At 61.9% G+C, this 15,373-nt stretch carries 12 protein-coding genes; 6 read left to right on the top strand and 6 right to left on the bottom strand.

Going from position 1 to position 15,373, the window contains the following annotated elements; genetic code table 11:
• Positions 1 to 60: 60 nt before the first annotated feature.
• Both B4F07_RS15840 and B4F07_RS15835 read left to right on the top strand, forming a co-directional pair.
• Positions 61 to 2,283, top strand: coding sequence for a BamA/TamA family outer membrane protein (locus tag B4F07_RS15840; RefSeq protein ID WP_293704893.1), 2,223 nt, complete (start codon positions 61 to 63; stop codon positions 2,281 to 2,283).
• 250 nt (positions 2,284 to 2,533) lie between these two features.
• Entirely contained in the window at positions 2,534 to 2,962 is a 429-nt protein-coding gene (locus tag B4F07_RS15835; RefSeq protein WP_293700859.1) for a helix-turn-helix domain-containing protein, read from the top strand.
• A gap of 15 nt (positions 2,963 to 2,977) precedes the next feature.
• Here B4F07_RS15835 and B4F07_RS15830 read toward each other — a convergent pair whose 3' ends face one another.
• Positions 2,978 to 4,090 (bottom strand): 2OG-Fe(II) oxygenase, encoded by a 1,113-nt coding sequence (locus B4F07_RS15830; RefSeq protein ID WP_293704891.1) that lies wholly within the window; start codon positions 4,088 to 4,090, stop codon positions 2,978 to 2,980.
• A 372-nt stretch (positions 4,091 to 4,462) separates the two neighbouring features.
• Between B4F07_RS15830 and B4F07_RS15825 the strand changes: the two genes are divergently transcribed.
• Positions 4,463 to 5,833, top strand: coding sequence for a metal-dependent hydrolase family protein (locus B4F07_RS15825; RefSeq protein WP_293704889.1), 1,371 nt, complete (start codon positions 4,463 to 4,465; stop codon positions 5,831 to 5,833).
• A 15-nt stretch (positions 5,834 to 5,848) separates the two neighbouring features.
• Here B4F07_RS15825 and B4F07_RS15820 read toward each other — a convergent pair whose 3' ends face one another.
• The 4 genes from B4F07_RS15820 to B4F07_RS15805 form a co-directional block, all read right to left on the bottom strand.
• The gene (locus B4F07_RS15820) at positions 5,849 to 6,661 is read right to left on the bottom strand and encodes a hypothetical protein (RefSeq protein WP_293700857.1); all 813 of its coding nucleotides are present in this window, start codon (positions 6,659 to 6,661) and stop codon (positions 5,849 to 5,851) included.
• Between the two features lie 242 nt (positions 6,662 to 6,903).
• Positions 6,904 to 7,086, bottom strand: coding sequence for a hypothetical protein (locus tag B4F07_RS15815; RefSeq protein ID WP_293700856.1), 183 nt, complete (start codon positions 7,084 to 7,086; stop codon positions 6,904 to 6,906).
• Positions 7,079 to 7,684 (bottom strand): 3,4-dihydroxy-2-butanone-4-phosphate synthase, encoded by a 606-nt coding sequence (locus tag B4F07_RS15810; RefSeq protein ID WP_293700855.1) that lies wholly within the window; start codon positions 7,682 to 7,684, stop codon positions 7,079 to 7,081. Before B4F07_RS15810 ends, B4F07_RS15815 begins: the two co-directional genes overlap by 8 nt.
• Positions 7,681 to 8,235, bottom strand: coding sequence for an NADPH-dependent FMN reductase (locus tag B4F07_RS15805; RefSeq protein WP_293700854.1), 555 nt, complete (start codon positions 8,233 to 8,235; stop codon positions 7,681 to 7,683). The genes B4F07_RS15810 and B4F07_RS15805 overlap by 4 nt, the downstream gene beginning before the upstream one ends.
• A 178-nt stretch (positions 8,236 to 8,413) precedes the next feature.
• Here B4F07_RS15805 and B4F07_RS15800 point away from each other — a divergent pair, with 178 nt between their 5' ends.
• Entirely contained in the window at positions 8,414 to 9,667 is a 1,254-nt protein-coding gene (locus B4F07_RS15800; RefSeq protein WP_293700853.1) for an MFS transporter, read from the top strand.
• A 156-nt stretch (positions 9,668 to 9,823) separates the two neighbouring features.
• On the opposite strand, the gene B4F07_RS15795 is transcribed toward B4F07_RS15800, so the two are convergent.
• On the bottom strand, positions 9,824 to 12,136 hold the full coding sequence (locus B4F07_RS15795) for a TonB-dependent receptor (RefSeq protein ID WP_293700852.1): 2,313 nt from the start codon (positions 12,134 to 12,136) through the stop codon (positions 9,824 to 9,826).
• 202 nt (positions 12,137 to 12,338) lie between these two features.
• Between B4F07_RS15795 and B4F07_RS15790 the strand changes: the two genes are divergently transcribed.
• Complete coding sequence (locus B4F07_RS15790; RefSeq protein WP_293700851.1) at positions 12,339 to 14,360, top strand: alpha-glucosidase; 2,022 nt, start codon at positions 12,339 to 12,341, stop codon at positions 14,358 to 14,360.
• Positions 14,357 to 15,370 (top strand): LacI family DNA-binding transcriptional regulator, encoded by a 1,014-nt coding sequence (locus B4F07_RS15785; RefSeq protein ID WP_293700850.1) that lies wholly within the window; start codon positions 14,357 to 14,359, stop codon positions 15,368 to 15,370. The genes B4F07_RS15790 and B4F07_RS15785 overlap by 4 nt, the downstream gene beginning before the upstream one ends.
• Positions 15,371 to 15,373: the final 3 nt, after the last annotated feature.

Below are 15,373 nucleotides of genomic sequence, written 5' to 3'. Positions count from 1 at the left end.
AAGACGAAGGCCGGGGTGGGTCGGCACAACAGGGGTAAGAGGTTGGCCGGATACGGACTATTGTTCCGGGGCGTTCACCAGGCGGTGCAAGGCACTGCGCTGGGCGTTGCGGTGATATTCTGCGTCGGCGAAACCGGATCGCTCCATGCGCGTGAGCGCGAAATCGTTCAGACGCCGCCCTATGTTCCTCTTCGCCAATCGACCGCGATGGCGCGGGTGCTGTCGGTTCAGGAAGGGCGACCGCTCGATCAACTTGACGCGGGGGATGCCATCTCCCCGGCGGCGGATAGCTCCGACGTTTTTGTGCTGAAGGCATCAATCGCCGCCGATCTGGCGGATGCAAGCGCGCCGACCTTGTTGGCCGATGCGGACCCGCATACCCCGCGGCGGCCGCCGCTGGTCATCGACTGGAATGCGCCGATTGCGCCATCGACAGCAGCGGCGGTCCCTTCGATTGGCGAGGACGAGGCGTTCGGCGGCGACGATGCTGCGCCAGTTGCCGCCGTGGCTGTCAATGACGCATTCGCCGACTTGGATATAGGATCACAGCGACCATCCTGGCTGGGCGATGCGGGGATGCGGCGGCAAGCGCTGATCGCCCGGACTCGGAGTGCGATGGAGGGGGGGCAGGCTGACTGCGACGACTGTCGTCATCGAAAAGCCGTTAAGGTCGCGGGCAAGCGCGTGGTATCCGTTTTGCCATCGAGCGGTTTCACGCGCGCCGCGAAGGCGACGACGCGCAGTCGTCCTTTGCGCGTAGCGGCCAAGGCGGTTCCGACAGGCTTGAAGCCAAGCATCGCCGTTCGCTTCGGTCCTTCCGCACCGATCACGGCGTTCGATTTGCCCGCGCTGCCTCCGGATATGGTCAATCTGGCGTGTGTCGTTGCGGCGCAAAACCGGATGGGGCCGCCGTGTTTTGCCATTGACGGTACGAAACCGATTGCCCGCAAGGCCGCGGCGACAATGCGCAGGTTTCCGGCGTTCGATGCCGATGTCTCGACGGCGCCTTGGCTGGGCGATGCCGGCTCGCGCCGCGCGTTCTCGGGCGGGCGACCCGATCCGTCTGAACTGGGCTTGGCGTCCGACCCGCGTGAAGAGACAGAAGAAGGCACAGCCCGAACGGCGTCCGATGTCGTGACCGGCATTGACGGTGCCGACGGCCAGGCCAGCGAAACCGACCTGTTGTCAATCGAGACGCTGCCGCGCGGCGGCTTGGCCTTTTCCGCCGGCTATTCTTCGCTGGAGGGCCCGGTCGGAACCGTCAAAATTGCCCGCACCAACATCGGCGCACCCGGCCGCGACATCACCGCTTCCGCGCGCTATTCGAAAATTCAGCGGTTGTTCGAATTCGGGGTCGCCGATGCCAATTTCATCGGCAGCAAATTGTTGGTGGCGCCAACCTTCTTTTGCTCGCGCTCGACGGCGGTGGGCTTCGATGCGCAAAGCAAATCGTCGGTCTTTCGTCAGACCGCGCGTGGCGTCAATTTCTACGCAAGCAAACCGATCCGACGCGGCCTGCGCATTGCGGCAAATTACCGCTATTCGGATGAGGATTTCCTGATCCGCCAGAAGAATGCGCAATGCGACGTCGGGCTGCACGGAAGTCCGTTCTGCAATGCGCTCGGCCGATCGACCAGTTCGGTCTTGAGCGTTGGGCTCACGCTGGATCGGCGCGACAGGACGGTCGATCCGACGCGCGGATTTCAGCTTCGCCTGACCCCGGAGATTGCCGGTCCAGGTGGCACTTCGCGCTATGCCAGGCTGCGCGTTGCGGGCAATTTTCACCATCGCATCGGCGACATGCTCGACGTGTCTCTCGGCATCGAAGGCGGAATGATGGAGTCGATCGGGGGACGGACGATCCCGCTTTTCGACCGCTTCTATATCGGCGGCAACAGCATGCGCGGGTTCGACCTGCGCGGAATCGGGCCCAAGGTCGTTCCGCTGAAGGCGCCGGTTGCTCCCCCGACGGCGATCGGCGGCCGCGCTTATTATGTCGGGCGGCTGGAAGTGGCGTTTCGGCTGGAAGGCGCAATGCAAAAAGTCGGCGCCACACCCAGCGTCTTCGTCGATGCGGGATCGGTGTTCGGCGCGCCGAAAAGCGAATTGATCGCAGGCGAGCGGCTGATCGGCAACTCGGCAAAGCCGCGCGTGGCGGTCGGCGTTGCGCTGGCATTCAATGCGGGGCCCGGCAAGCTGCGCTTCAACATTGCCCAGCCCGTGGTGCGGCAGGAAGGTGATCGTTCGAAGAAATTCTCGATCTCGCTGGGAACGGCTTTCTAACGCCTGGTTGCGGGCGCGCAAACCGCCGATTTCTCTACGATCGCGGGGCAGGCCCGTTATCGGATGTCCCCATCGGGGAATAACGGCAATGTGAGATTTCTGACATTTTCATGTCCATCGTGGCGCGGGACTTGAGGGGGGCGTCAATGGTTAGGAACATCATCAGCTGGAACGACCGTGTGTCGATCCGCATCGAAGCCGGGTCAGGCTGCGGTTTGCTGCGTCGCGCTGATGACGGTATCCTTCGGGAATGGCCGCGGTCATGAGCGCCTCGGCGCGCCCGATCGAATATGACATCGCCGAGCCTCTGCCATCGCGGCTTCGCCGTTATCGCGAGCAATGCGGCATCAGCCGTTCGGAGCTGGCAGTACGAACCGGTCTGAGCAGGCCTACGATCTGGGCGTGGGAGTCGGGCAAGACGCAGCCGCGGCTTCGCAATCTGCAGATGCTTGCCAGCGTGCTCGGCATTTCGCAGCTCGAACTCGTTGGCGGCCTGGAGGTGGCTGTTCCCGACGATGAGGTCGGTGATATGATGGCGATTGGCTGGGACCATGGCGACATACCGGCCGGCCTTGCCAATCCGCAGCGGCTGAGCATCATGATCTATGCGGCTAAACTCAGCATCGCGGCGTTGGCCGGGATCAAGGCGCAGAACGTCAAAATCTCTATCGAGCTTTGAAGCATGCCGCCGTGATTATTGCCGATACGCGCCGACGCCGTCGCCCAGATACTGATTGTTTGCTTCGCGCTGCGCCGCCGCCGCATCGTCATAAAGAAAGGGCAGAAACGCATAGCGACGCCCGCGGGTGACCGGGGTCGCCTCGTGGAGCAGGCCGCAGCCAAAGACGATCGCGCCGCCCGGCGCGGGTCGATATGTTCGGGAACCGAATTCGGGGAACCGCAGCTCTCCGCCGTCGAAATCGTCATTGAGGTTGATCGTCACCGCAAAACGGCGGTGCGCGGTACCCATAGTCGTGTTGTCGCGGTGGGCGCGAAAATGGCCGGCGACCGACGCATCGTAACAGGCGACGATGTAGCGTTCCATGCGGGTCGCGTCGAAATTGAACGCGCGCTGGATCACGGGCCGCAGGCAATGGTTCACCCGCGCACTGAGGCCGCGGCACAACGCCTGATCCTTGATGGTAACATCCGACCGGCGTTTATGGCCATGGTCGATCACCGACACTGTTTTGCCGTCGACCTCGCGCATGAAACCCGAATCCGCGCCGCCCTCATCATCGTAAAGCGCAATCAGTTTCTGACAAGTAGCCTGATCGAAAACCCGCGGAACCGACAAGACCGGCGCCCAATCTTCCGGCGCGCCCTCTTCGATGAGTCGATCGATCAGCGCGAGGGCCTTGTCGGCGTCGGTCAAATGATAGCGCCCCGCGACGCGCAGCTGACGGTCAAGGACGACGATATAGGATTCATAATGATCGCCGTCGTTTCCGCACGCCCCATAAGCGTCGCTCACCGATCGGTCGCTGTCGAGGATATAACGGATACCCGGCGTTCGCGTCTTGACCCGTCCGGCGGCTTCATCGGTCGGATCGACCGTGACGCCGAAAAAGCAACATCGGCTATCGTCGAAACGATCGGGGTCCGCCAGCAGTCGAGCGTGCGCCGTCTCTACATCGTCATTTGACGCGTGACCCATAAAAAACAGCAGAACGGGTCGTCCGGCGACAGTGTGAAAAGTATATTGCGGATTTACATCCAGAACATGCGCCTTGAACCAAGGCGCGGCGGATCCGACGATCGGCTTCGGGATCGAATCAACCCTTTTGGTCGATAGTATCATGGTCATGCCCCCGCCCCCGCGTGATGCCCTAGTTTTATAGCATTATAGGCAGAAGCCTACAAGCTCCGTCGCTTAGCCGGGCAGCGCTTAGCTCCTTCTCATTTGTTGCTTTGCAACACGATGCTGGCTGAAGCCACTCATCGTCAGGACAACGGACGAATGAGCAGATTTACAACTGCTGCGTCGCTTTTCACGATGCGCATGTGTTCGCGGGTCTCACCAACACCCGATCAACTCGGTCGATCCATAACAATTATCCAAGCTTTCGCAGGATAGCGCTTCATCAGCCGGACTGTGCTATGTCGCAGGCCAAGCACACTTCACAGCCTTATGGGCGATGCGGGCGAACATCAGAGGCCGCTAAGACACACTGGCCAATTGAACGGGGAGGGATCCATGGGAGCTAAATTAACGGCCATGTATGGTGTGGTCGCGGTTGCTCTGTTGATGGCAGCGGCGCCAGTCGTCGCGCAGGATGGGCAAGCTGCGACGTCCGAAACAAACGAAACGCTGTTTCAGAACGTCCGGATCTTCGACGGCACCAGTCCCAGATTGTCCGAACCGACGAATGTGCTGGTGCGCGGCAACCTGATCGCTGCAATTGGGGGCGAGGCTCGTCCCACCGCATCGACGAAAGTCATTCAGGGAAGCGGCCGGACGCTGATGCCGGGGCTCATTGATGCGCATGTGCATCTTGCATTCGGGGCGCTCACGATGGCAGAGCTTGCTTCGCCCGATCTGACCCCGGCAAAAGCCGGCGAAGCGGCGGCGGCAAACGCGACCCAGACTTTGATGCGCGGCTTTACGACCGTCCGCGACGTGGGCGGGCCGATCTTTGAAGTGAAAAAGTTGATCGATACGGGCCGGGTTGCCGGACCACGGATTTGGCCGTCGGGGCCGACGATATCGCAGACGTCGGGCCATGGCGACTATCGGACACCCGGGGAAGGCCCTCGCCGCTGGACCGGCAAAGCTTCACAGGCCGAGTTGCTGGGCGCGGGTTATATTGCCGATGGCCGGCCAGAGGTGCTCGCAGCAACGCGGGAGGCGCTGCGCGGCGGGGCCAGTCAAATCAAGCTGATGGCAGGTGGCGGTACCAGTTCGGCCTATGACCCGCTCGATGTCACCCAATATACGCTCGACGAGATGAAAGCCGCCGTAGAGGCCGCGGAAGATTGGGGGACGTATGTGGCGGTGCATGCGTATACGCCGCGGGCCGTCCGCCGGGCTATTGAGGCTGGCGTCTTGGTCATCGAGCATGGCCAACTTCTGGACGAGGATACGTTGAAGCTTATGGCGCAGCGCGGGATATGGCTCTCTCTCCAGCGGCTTCAGGACAGCACGCCGGACATGACAGCGCAGCGCCGTGAAAAGCGCGAGCCGCTGATCGAAGGACAGGAACGCGTCTGGCCGCTGGCAAAAAAACTTGGGGTCAAGCTGGCCTGGGGCACCGACTTCCTGTTCGATCCGCAGCAGAATGCGCAGCAAAATGCCTATATCCTGCGGCTGAAGACCTGGTTTTCTTCGGCCGAAATTCTCAAGCTGGTGACCCATGACAATGCGCAGCTGCTGGCGCTGTCGGGCTTGCGTTCACCTTATCGGGGGGAGCTAGGCGTGGTGCGCAAGGGCGCGTTGGCGGATTTGATCCTGGTCAATGGCGATCCGCTCGCCAACATCGATCTGGTTGCCGATCCGGAGCGCAATTTTGCTGTCATCATGAAGGACGGCAAAATTTACAAGGGCCAATAGCCGCGGCACAATGTTCTAAAAGGTGATGGTTGCCCCAATCAGCGGGCCGGCGAGCCGGGCATCGACCAATATGCCGTTCTTCTCGTAATCGACGGCAAGGTAACGGTAACCGCCCGAAAGGACGACCGACCGACTGACGCGATAGTTCAGCGTGGTCGACAATTGTCCAGTGACTTCTGATCCGACACCCAGTCCCCCGATGTCGCCATAGACGAGCGCTGACAGCCGCGGGGCGAGAGAGAAATTGGCGCGCACCGCAACGATGGGATCGACAAAATTCGCTTTGGGGCGGAGATCGACAGCCAGCGCAGGAACCTCCAGGCGCGGGCGGACCCACCAGGCGCGCGCTCCGACAAGAAGATCGAGGGTGGCATTGTCATCCTGCGCCACCCGGTAACCGGCGGCGCCGGTTAGCGATGTCATGGTCAGCCCGCCGTTGGCCGGAACGGTCGGCGGGAACGGCGTCGGCAACCCGGTGGGCACCTGTCCTTCCTCGGACGATTTCGTGCGGCTGATGTCGGCCATGAAGACCGCCCGATTGCGCCGCACGAAGCCGGAAATCCAGAAAGCGCCGTCGCTTGTTTCAAGCAAATCGCCAAAACTTTTGTCGACGCGCAACGTAGGGGCTCCCGCGCCGGGTCGAATATCGCCGCCAAACCCTGCCAGCCACACATAGGCCGTGATTTGCGCTGCGTCGCGCGCTCGCTCAGTCTCTTCGTCGGTCGGATATTCGCTCTGCTGCGCCGCAGCGGGAGCGACCGTCGCCAAAAGGATTGCCGCCAAGCCGGGGATGGCCAATTCGAAAAAACGACGCCGGAATCTTATCATTCCTGCTCCTTGATTTGCGTGACGGACTGGCAGCGCAGACGGCTTTACCACATCTCATCGGATCCGGAAATCGACCTTCAACCGCGTCGGCGCGATTGCCCGGCACACAGAGCCGACTTTCACCCCTGCCGTTGGACGGCATCAACCGTTGTATACGGCCGTCACAGAAAATAGTGTGCAAATACGAACGCGGCGGCGCGTGACGCCAGGGTTTCGGTCACCACCGCAAAGCGCCGCCGAAATCAGAAACCCGCCTGAACGTCACCAAACCGAAAGCGGGTGGCGAGCAGCAGATGGAAGGACATGACGATCGCGCTGGCGAGCGAAATATCTACCAGCGTCAAGGTAAAGCGGTGATGATCCAGCCTGTTGCGCCCGCTCAGCCCATATATGGCCAGCGCGGCCGATACCCCGCCGCTATCCAAAATCCAATGCGTCGATATCGACGATTGGCGTCCCGTGTTCCGCGGCAAAGCCGGTCATATCTGCGCGGCGGGCCATCGTGCCGTCGTCGCGCATGATTGCGCACAAGACCACGCCCTCGCCCAGATCGAACCGATTGCAGAGTGCGATCCCCGCCTCCAAGGTCGATCGCCGCGCAGCGAGGCCGCCGGGGTCGGCGATCAGCGGAAAGACATGGCCGGGCTTGACCAGATCATGGGCGCGCGCGTCGGGTGCCATGGCGACGGCAATGGTATGCGCACGATCATGCGCCGAAATACCGGTTTCGACCCCGTGCCTGGCCTCAATCGAGACGCCGAACGGGCGCCCGCTGTCGGCGCCGTCGCCGCTATGCTGCGGTGTGATGCCCAGTTTCCACGCCCGCGACTGGGTGAGGCCGAGACAAATCAGGCCGCGGCCATGACGGGCCATGAAATTGATCGCTTGCGGCGTCACCCGGCTGGCCGCCATTGCAAAGTCGAGATCGCCATGGCGCAGCGCGTCGCCTGCCAGAATGACCAGCCCGCCGTCGGCCAGATGCTGGCCGATGGCCTCCAAACCGCCGTCATCGGGCGCTGTCATGACAGAATACCCGCCGCTCCGACGACCTGTTTGCCGACCAGTTCCAACTGCATCCGTGCCCCAACGTCGATGATTTCTCCCAGATCGTCAAAGGTTTCGGGGGTGGTGCGGATTGCGGCCCCGATCGGCGTCGGCCACCCGCGCAGCGCATGGGTGATGCTGCGCAGGGTCAACAGGGTGCTCATGGCGGCCTGGTGGCCAAAGGCGGTAGCGATCAGCCCGACCGGTCGACCATGGAAATAGGGCCGGACGTCGGTCGACAAATCCTCGAAATAATCGAGGGCATTTTTGACCAGCCCCGAAATGCTGCCGTGATAGCCGGGTGAGGCGATGATTAATCCGTCGGCGTCGCGCACCGCGGCGACCATTTCCGCTCCCGCCTGATCGCTGTGTCCCGGCCCGCGGTAATAGGGCAGCGCGCTCATATAAGCCCCGCCGAAACGGGTAATGACCGCTCCTTCGGCGGCCGCGGCGCGGCAGCATATTTCGAGGATTTTTTCGGTCGATGATCCGGAACGGGGCGTGCCGCCGAGCGCGACGATGGACCTCATGAGCGTGGCTCCTTTGTTCGACGTCCGCGGCGGGGTGAGGACGGCAAAGCGGCTTGCCTTATGTCTCGCGGTGTCATACGATTCTGTAGGCCTTTGAAACGGCGCAACGCAAGCCCTAATTGGGCTGGAATGGTCGACGCTCGAAACGTAGCGTGCGGCCCTGTGAGGGAGGGCCGACATGGCTGATACTACTGCGACCGATACCGCGCAACGCGCCATTCGTATCGGCCTGATCGCGCTGATTTTTTTCGGTACTGCGCTCAATTACCTCGACCGCCAGGTGCTGGCGCTGCTCAAGCCGATGTTACAGGCCGACTTCGGATGGAGCGATCAGGATTTTGCGCATTTCGGTTCGTCGTTTCAGATCGCGGCGGCATTTTCCTTGCTTGGCGTTGGTTGGTTCATTGATCGGGTTGGCGTCCGGTGGGGCTATGGCCTTGCCGTCGGCATCTGGAGCCTCGCCGGCATGGCCCATGCACTTGCATCCAGTGTCCAGCAATTTGTGGCGGCGCGCGTGGCCCTCGCGGTTGCCGAATCGGTGAACACACCCGCTGCGATCAAGGCCGCGGCGACCTACCTTCCGGTCAAGGAGCGTTCCGTCGGGCTGGGCGTGATCAACAGTGCGTCGAATATCGGGGCGATCGTTGCGCCGCTCGCCGTCCCGGCGCTGGCACTGGCGCTGGGGTGGCAGGCGGCATTCGTGATCACCGGTGCGCTGGGCTTTGTCTGGCTGTTTTTCTGGTGGCTCGGCACCGCCAAGCTGAAGCCCGTGGGAACGCCCGCGGTGATCGCCGCGCCGCAAGAGCGCGCCGACCCTTGGCGCAAGTTGATCAAAGACCGGCGGACGCTGGCGGTGATCGGGGCCAAGACACTGACCGATCTGGTCTGGTGGTTCATCCTGTTCTGGGCGCCCGATTTCTTTGCCCGGCAATTCTCGCTGGGGCAGGGCGAAATCGGTTATCCGACTGCCATCGTCTATGTGATGGCGGCGGCGGGCGCATTGTCGAGCGGGTTCCTGTTTCCGGCACTGCTGAGCCGCGGGATGACCGAAAATCGCGCGCGCAAATCGTCGATGTTGTTTTATGCGCTGCTCATTCTGCCGCTGCCGCTGGCATTGGTGGCGCCTAACCAGTGGGTCGCCGCGCTCGTGATCGGCCTCGGCCTGTTCGCGCATCAGGGCTTTTCGACCAATATCTTTGGGATGACCGCCGATATCGTTCCGGCGCGCCAGGTCGGCAGTGTCATTGCAATGGGCGCGCTGGCCGGAAATCTGTCGGGCGCCGCAATGCTGGAATTTGCCGGTTGGGCGCTGGTCACCGGCCTTGGCTATGCGCCGATGTTCCTGATGTCGGCAAGCGCCTATCTGCTGGCGCTCGGTTGGATCCATCTGATGCAGCCGCGGCTGGTCGTGGTGAACAGCGAGGAGGCTTAAGGCATCCGGTTCGGTCGATACAGCCGGATTAAAAGATGAACGAACCTTACCCGGCACCGTGATCGCGAATGTGGCTTGGCCATCGCACACAAAAAAGGGGCGCTGCGGCTTTCGACCGTAGCGCCCCTTTTGTTGTTAGCCGATCCGGGCGTGCGATTAGCGGATCTTGGCGCTCAGGGTGACGCCGAAATAGCGGTCTGCGTCGCGCGGGATTTGATAACGCTGACCGTTTCCGACATTGAGCAAGGCATAGCTCTTGTCGCCGATGTTGCGGGCATGGAAGGTCAGACGGTACAGGTCTTCGGCGTCGCTGAAGCCGACACTGGCGTTCCAGATGCCATAGCTGTCCAGCGGACCGCCCTCCCCAAGATCGGAGAACTGCTTGCCGGTATAGCTGTAGCTTGTTCCAGCAAAGAACTTCAGCGCGCTGCCGATGGGCGTTTCATAATCGGCGCCGACATTCCAGCTCCATTTCGGGGCGAGCGGCAAGCGGGTCCCGTCGCGCGCGTCGGGCGCATTGGTCAGCGGATTGGGATTGAAGCGGCGAACCTTGGCATCGGCATAGGCCACGCTGCCACGCAGGGTCAGCCCATCGACCGGGGCGATGATCGTATCGACTTCGAACCCCTTGGTTCGCACCGTTCCGGCGTTGGTCAGGTTGGTGATGATCTGACCGTTCAGGAGGACGAAATTGTTCGCCTGGAACCCGTCATAAGTCGCTTGAAACAAAGCCGCGTTGAACTGGATACGGCGGTCCCAGAACTGCGATTTCAGGCCCACTTCATAGGCGTCAGATACTTCCTCATCGATCGGCACGGCATTGGTCGGCGCCGTGTAGTTGAAGAAGATATTGAACGCCGGGCCTTTATAGCCACGGGTAAAGCTGCCGTAAAACAGCAGATCGTCGGTCGGTTCGAACTGGATCGAGGCCTTGCCCGAGATATTGTTGTTCTGGGTGCTGCCGCTGGAAGTGTTGAGGCCGGTGCCACCGCCAGCGATCGTCCCGCCAGCAGGACTGCCCGAAACGCCGGGACCGGCGAGCGGCAGGCCGGTCGCGGCGTTGATGCCCGGGGCGCGGGTGTGGGTGTAGCTCAGCGTGTCGCGCGTCCAGCGGAGGCCACCGGTCAGGCTGAGCTGGTCGGTCAGGCGATAGGTCGCCTGGCCGAACACCGCGAAATTGTTGCTGTTGACGTCGCTGAACGACGTTGCGGTGGGATAGGTCGTATTGACCGGGTCATTCAGGTTGCAAGGACGTGCACCGCTGGCCGCGAGTGGCAGCGTTGACGACGCGCACACGATGTCGCGGCGGGTGAAATCCTGCTGGTTGTTCGAATGCCAGATGAAGGTGCCGACCTGATAGAAAAACGGCATCGCCTGATCCGATGACAGGCGGATTTCCGCCGACATCTGGTCAGTTTTGACAAAGCCATTGTCGTGCAGTTCGTTGGTTCCGACGATCGCGCGGGGCAGGAAATCGCCCTCGCGAACTTCGGTATTCTGCCAGTTGCGATAGCCCAGGATGACGCTCAGCACATGCTCGCCAGGGATGTCGAGATCGAGATTGCCGGTGAGGCTCCACTGTTTGTCGCGGGTGCGGGTGATCAGATTGTGATTGACGGTGCGCTGGTCGGTGCCGAGTGCGACTGGAAAGCCCAATTCGGCGTCAAGGACGGCGCCGCGGCTGACCCCGGTGACGTCGGCGCAGCAATCGTCATTGGCCCGGAAATAGTCGGCGATGAGGCGGATGCGCGCGCCGTCGCCGTCGTAATCGAGGATGCCGCGCGCGCCATAATGTTCGTAACCGTTGACGTCGGTATCGAAAAAGACGTTGCGGATATTGCCGTCATAGCTGCCGTAAAAGCCAGTGACCCGTGCCGACAGGTCGGGTGCGAGCGGACCTGATACCGACGCTTTGACCCGATACTCATTGCCTTCATAATACTCGCCGCGCAAATCGGCCTCAAGCGTTTCGGTACCGCCTTTTGATACGATATTGACCAGGCCGGCCGACGCGTTTTTGCCGAACAAAGTTCCCTGCGGGCCACGCAGAACCTCGATCCGGTCGATATCGAGCAGGTCGCTGAACGCTTGTCCCGACCGACTGAGGACGACTCCGTCGACAACGGTGGACACACTCGGTTCGGCTGCGACCGAGAAGGTGATTGTGCCAACGCCGCGCATGATGATGGCGCTATTGGCGCTGGTAGTCCCCTTGCGGAAGGTGACGGAGGGGACAAGATCGCCGATATTCTCGAGGCTGGTGGTGCCGCTCTGGATCAACCGATCGCCGGTGACCGCGGTAATCGAAATCGGTACATCCTGCACATTTTCTTCGACTTTCTGTGCGGTTACGATGATTTCTTCGACTTGCGCCGCGGCTGGGGTGGCAACCCCGATAGCGAGCAGCGACGCCGAGCCGGCGAGGCAGATTGTGCGCGCACGGGTCGTAATTGCGGACTTGCGATTCATCTCTTATCCCTCCCAATATCGGCGCCGCGGCAAAAGTCGCGGGCGGCGGCCTGTTGGCCTTTAACCGCTGCTGAAATGAAATATGACGATTGATATGTCAAGCGGTGTCATATAGACAATAGTCGTCGGATCGATGCGATATGGCCTTTTGTTCGGGACCTGTGGCGCGATGGCAACATGGTGATGGGGGTGGGAAGCGACCGTGAACGCGGAGTTTCGAGCACAGGATGACGGTTTCGACCTGGTGGCGGGTGCGCTGACGCTGCTGCGCCACCGCGGCGCGAGCCCGGCCATTACCGCCGCCGTCGGCGACCCGGATGTTGTGATGATCCGCGGCAATTTCCGGATGGAGGATCGCCGCCGTGATCTGGCGCCTTTGCCGATCATTGATGTTATGCCCGATCGGGTCGAAATGCGGAGCCATGCGGGTGCGCCATCCGCATTGACGCTCTCCCTTGTGCCACTCGATGGCGGCTTCGCGCTCAATGTGGAAAGCCATATCGGGGATTGCAATCGCCTGGCCGTCGAACTGGTGGCGCAGCCGCACGAGCATGTCTGGGGCGGCGGCGAGCAGATGAGCTATCTGCGCCTGAACGGTCGTCGCTTTCCGATCTGGACCAGCGAGCCCGGCGTGGGGCGCGACAAGGACCGCGAACTGACGCAGATCATGGACCGCGAGGGCATGGCCGGCGGCGATTATTGGACAACCAACTATCCGCAACCGACCTTTCTGTCGTCGCACCGCTACGCCTGTCATCTGACGAGCACGGCCTATGCGGTACTCGACTTCAGCGATCCAGCGGCGAACCGGATCGCGTGGTGGGAGGGGTGCGGGCGCATCGAATTCACCTTTGCCGATGATCTGCCGACGTTGGTGGAAGCCTTGTCGAGCCGCTTTGGGCGGCAACCGAAATTGCCCGATTGGGCCATCGGCGGCGCGATTGTCGGCCTGAAGCAGGGGATGGCGAGCTTCGACCGATTGCACAAAATTCGGGAGGCGGGAGCGGTTGTGTCCGGCCTGTGGTGCGAGGATTGGGTCGGCATTCGTGAAACCAGCTTTGGCCGCCGCCTGTTCTGGGACTGGCGTTGGAGCGCGGCACGCTACCCCGATCTGCCTGGCCATGTCGCCCGGCTGCGCGCCGATGGCATCCGGTTTCTGGGCTATGTGAACCCATATCTTGCGATAGATGGCGGCATGTTTACCGAAGCGCGCGAGCAGGGGTTTCTGGCGCTGCGGCTCGACAGCGACGAACCCTATATCGTCGATTTCGGCGAGTTCGATTGCGGAATCGTCGATTTTACCAATCCTGCCGCCGCCGCCTGGTTCGCCGACCGCGTGATCGGGCGCGAAATGCTGGACATCGGCATCGCAGGCTGGATGGCCGATTTCGGCGAATATCTGCCGACCGACCTGCGGCTCCACGATGGCAGCGATCCGATGCTGGCGCATAACCGCTGGCCGGTGCTGTGGGCCGAGGTGAATGCGCGGGCGATCGCGGCGAAAGGCATGACCGGCGACGCGCTGTTCTTCATGCGCGCCGGGCATAGCGGTGTGCAGGCGCATTGCCCATTGCTGTGGGCGGGCGACCAGTGCGTCGATTTTTCGCGCCACGACGGCATCGGTACAGTGATCACCGCAGCGCTGTCGGCGGGGCTGGTCGGCAACGCCTATAGCCATAGCGATGTCGGCGGTTACACCTCGCTCCACGGGTTTGTCCGCACGACCGACTTGCTCAAGCGCTGGGCTGAACTTGGTGCGTTTTCGCCTGTGATGCGAACGCATGAGGGCAACCGCCCCGACGACAATCTGCAAATCGACAGCACTCCCGACATCTTGCATCATTTCGCGGCGATGACGCGCGTCCACGCGGCGCTCGCGCCCTATCTGCGGTCGCTTTGCGACGAAGCGGTCGAGCGTGGGCTGCCTTTGCAACGGCCGTTGTTCCTGCATTATCCGACTGACGCGTGCTACGCATGCGAAGATCAATATCTGCTCGGAGGCGATTTGCTGGTGGCACCGATCATTCACGAAGGCGGCATCGACCGCGAGGTGCTGATTCCCGCGGACGATGAATGGGTGCATGTGTGGACCGGCGATATGATGGCGGCCGGACGGTGCAAGGTATCGGGGCCTTTTGGCGCACCGCCGGTATTTTACCGGGCCGGCAGCGCTTTTGCGCCGCTGTTCCAGGCGTTGTCTGAGCACCGGGGGCTTGTTGGATGAGCCAGCGCAGCAACATTCGCGACGTGTCGGCACGCGCCGGGGTTTCAGTCAAAACCGTCAGCCGGGTCCTTAACGATCATCCCTATGTGAGTCAGGATACCCGCGAAAAGGTCGAAGCCGCGATCCGCGATCTGGAGTTTCGGCCCAGCGTCGCGGCGCGCATCCTGGCCGGGACCAAATCGGCGCAGATTGCGCTGATCTATGACAATCACAGTCCCTATTATATCAACCAGATCCAATCCGGATGCTGGGCGCGCTGCCATCAGGACGGCATTCGCCTGCTCGGCCAGCCGGTCGAGGTCGATGATCCCGATGTCGGTGAGCAGGTGCGCGGGTTGGTCAGCGATACCCACGTCGACGGCATCATCCTGTCGTCGCCGGTCACCGATTGCGACCCGGTGCTGCGGACATTGGAGCAACTGGGCGTCCCCTTTGTCCGCATTTCGCCGGGCACCAATCATTCGATGACATCGTCCGTGTTCATGGACGACGCGCAAGCTGCGGATGACATGACCACCCACCTGATCAATCTGGGCCATCGCCGTATCGGATTCATCAAGGGTCATCCCAACCATATGGCGTCCGACGAGCGCTTGTTCGGTTATCGCCGCGCGCTCGACCGTGCCGGTCTGCCGTTCGAACCGCAGTTGATCGCAGACGGCCTGTTCGATTTTGCCAGCGGTTTTGCCGCTTGCCAGCAGTTCCTGTCTATGCCGCACCGGCCAACCGCGATCTTCGCCGCCAACGACGATATGGCGGCGGGAGTGCTGGCCGCGGCACACCGTGCCGGGTTCGATCTGCCAGGCGACCTGTCGGTGGCGGGGTTCGACGACACGATGCTGGCGCGAATGGTCTGGCCCGCGCTGACCACGATTCGCCAGCCGGTGTTCGATCTGGCGCACACTGCAACCGACCTGCTGCTCACCGGACAGAATCTTGTCCATCGACGCCTGCAACATGATCTCGTCGAGCGCGATTCGGTGCTCGCACGCGACCCCGCGCCACAATAAGGA

It is taken from the genome of Sphingopyxis sp. UBA6723 (genome assembly GCF_002454115.1).
GTDB lineage: Bacteria > Pseudomonadota > Alphaproteobacteria > Sphingomonadales > Sphingomonadaceae > Sphingopyxis.
Note: the sequence above shows the minus strand (reverse complement) of the source record. Positions and strands in the feature narration are given on the sequence as shown.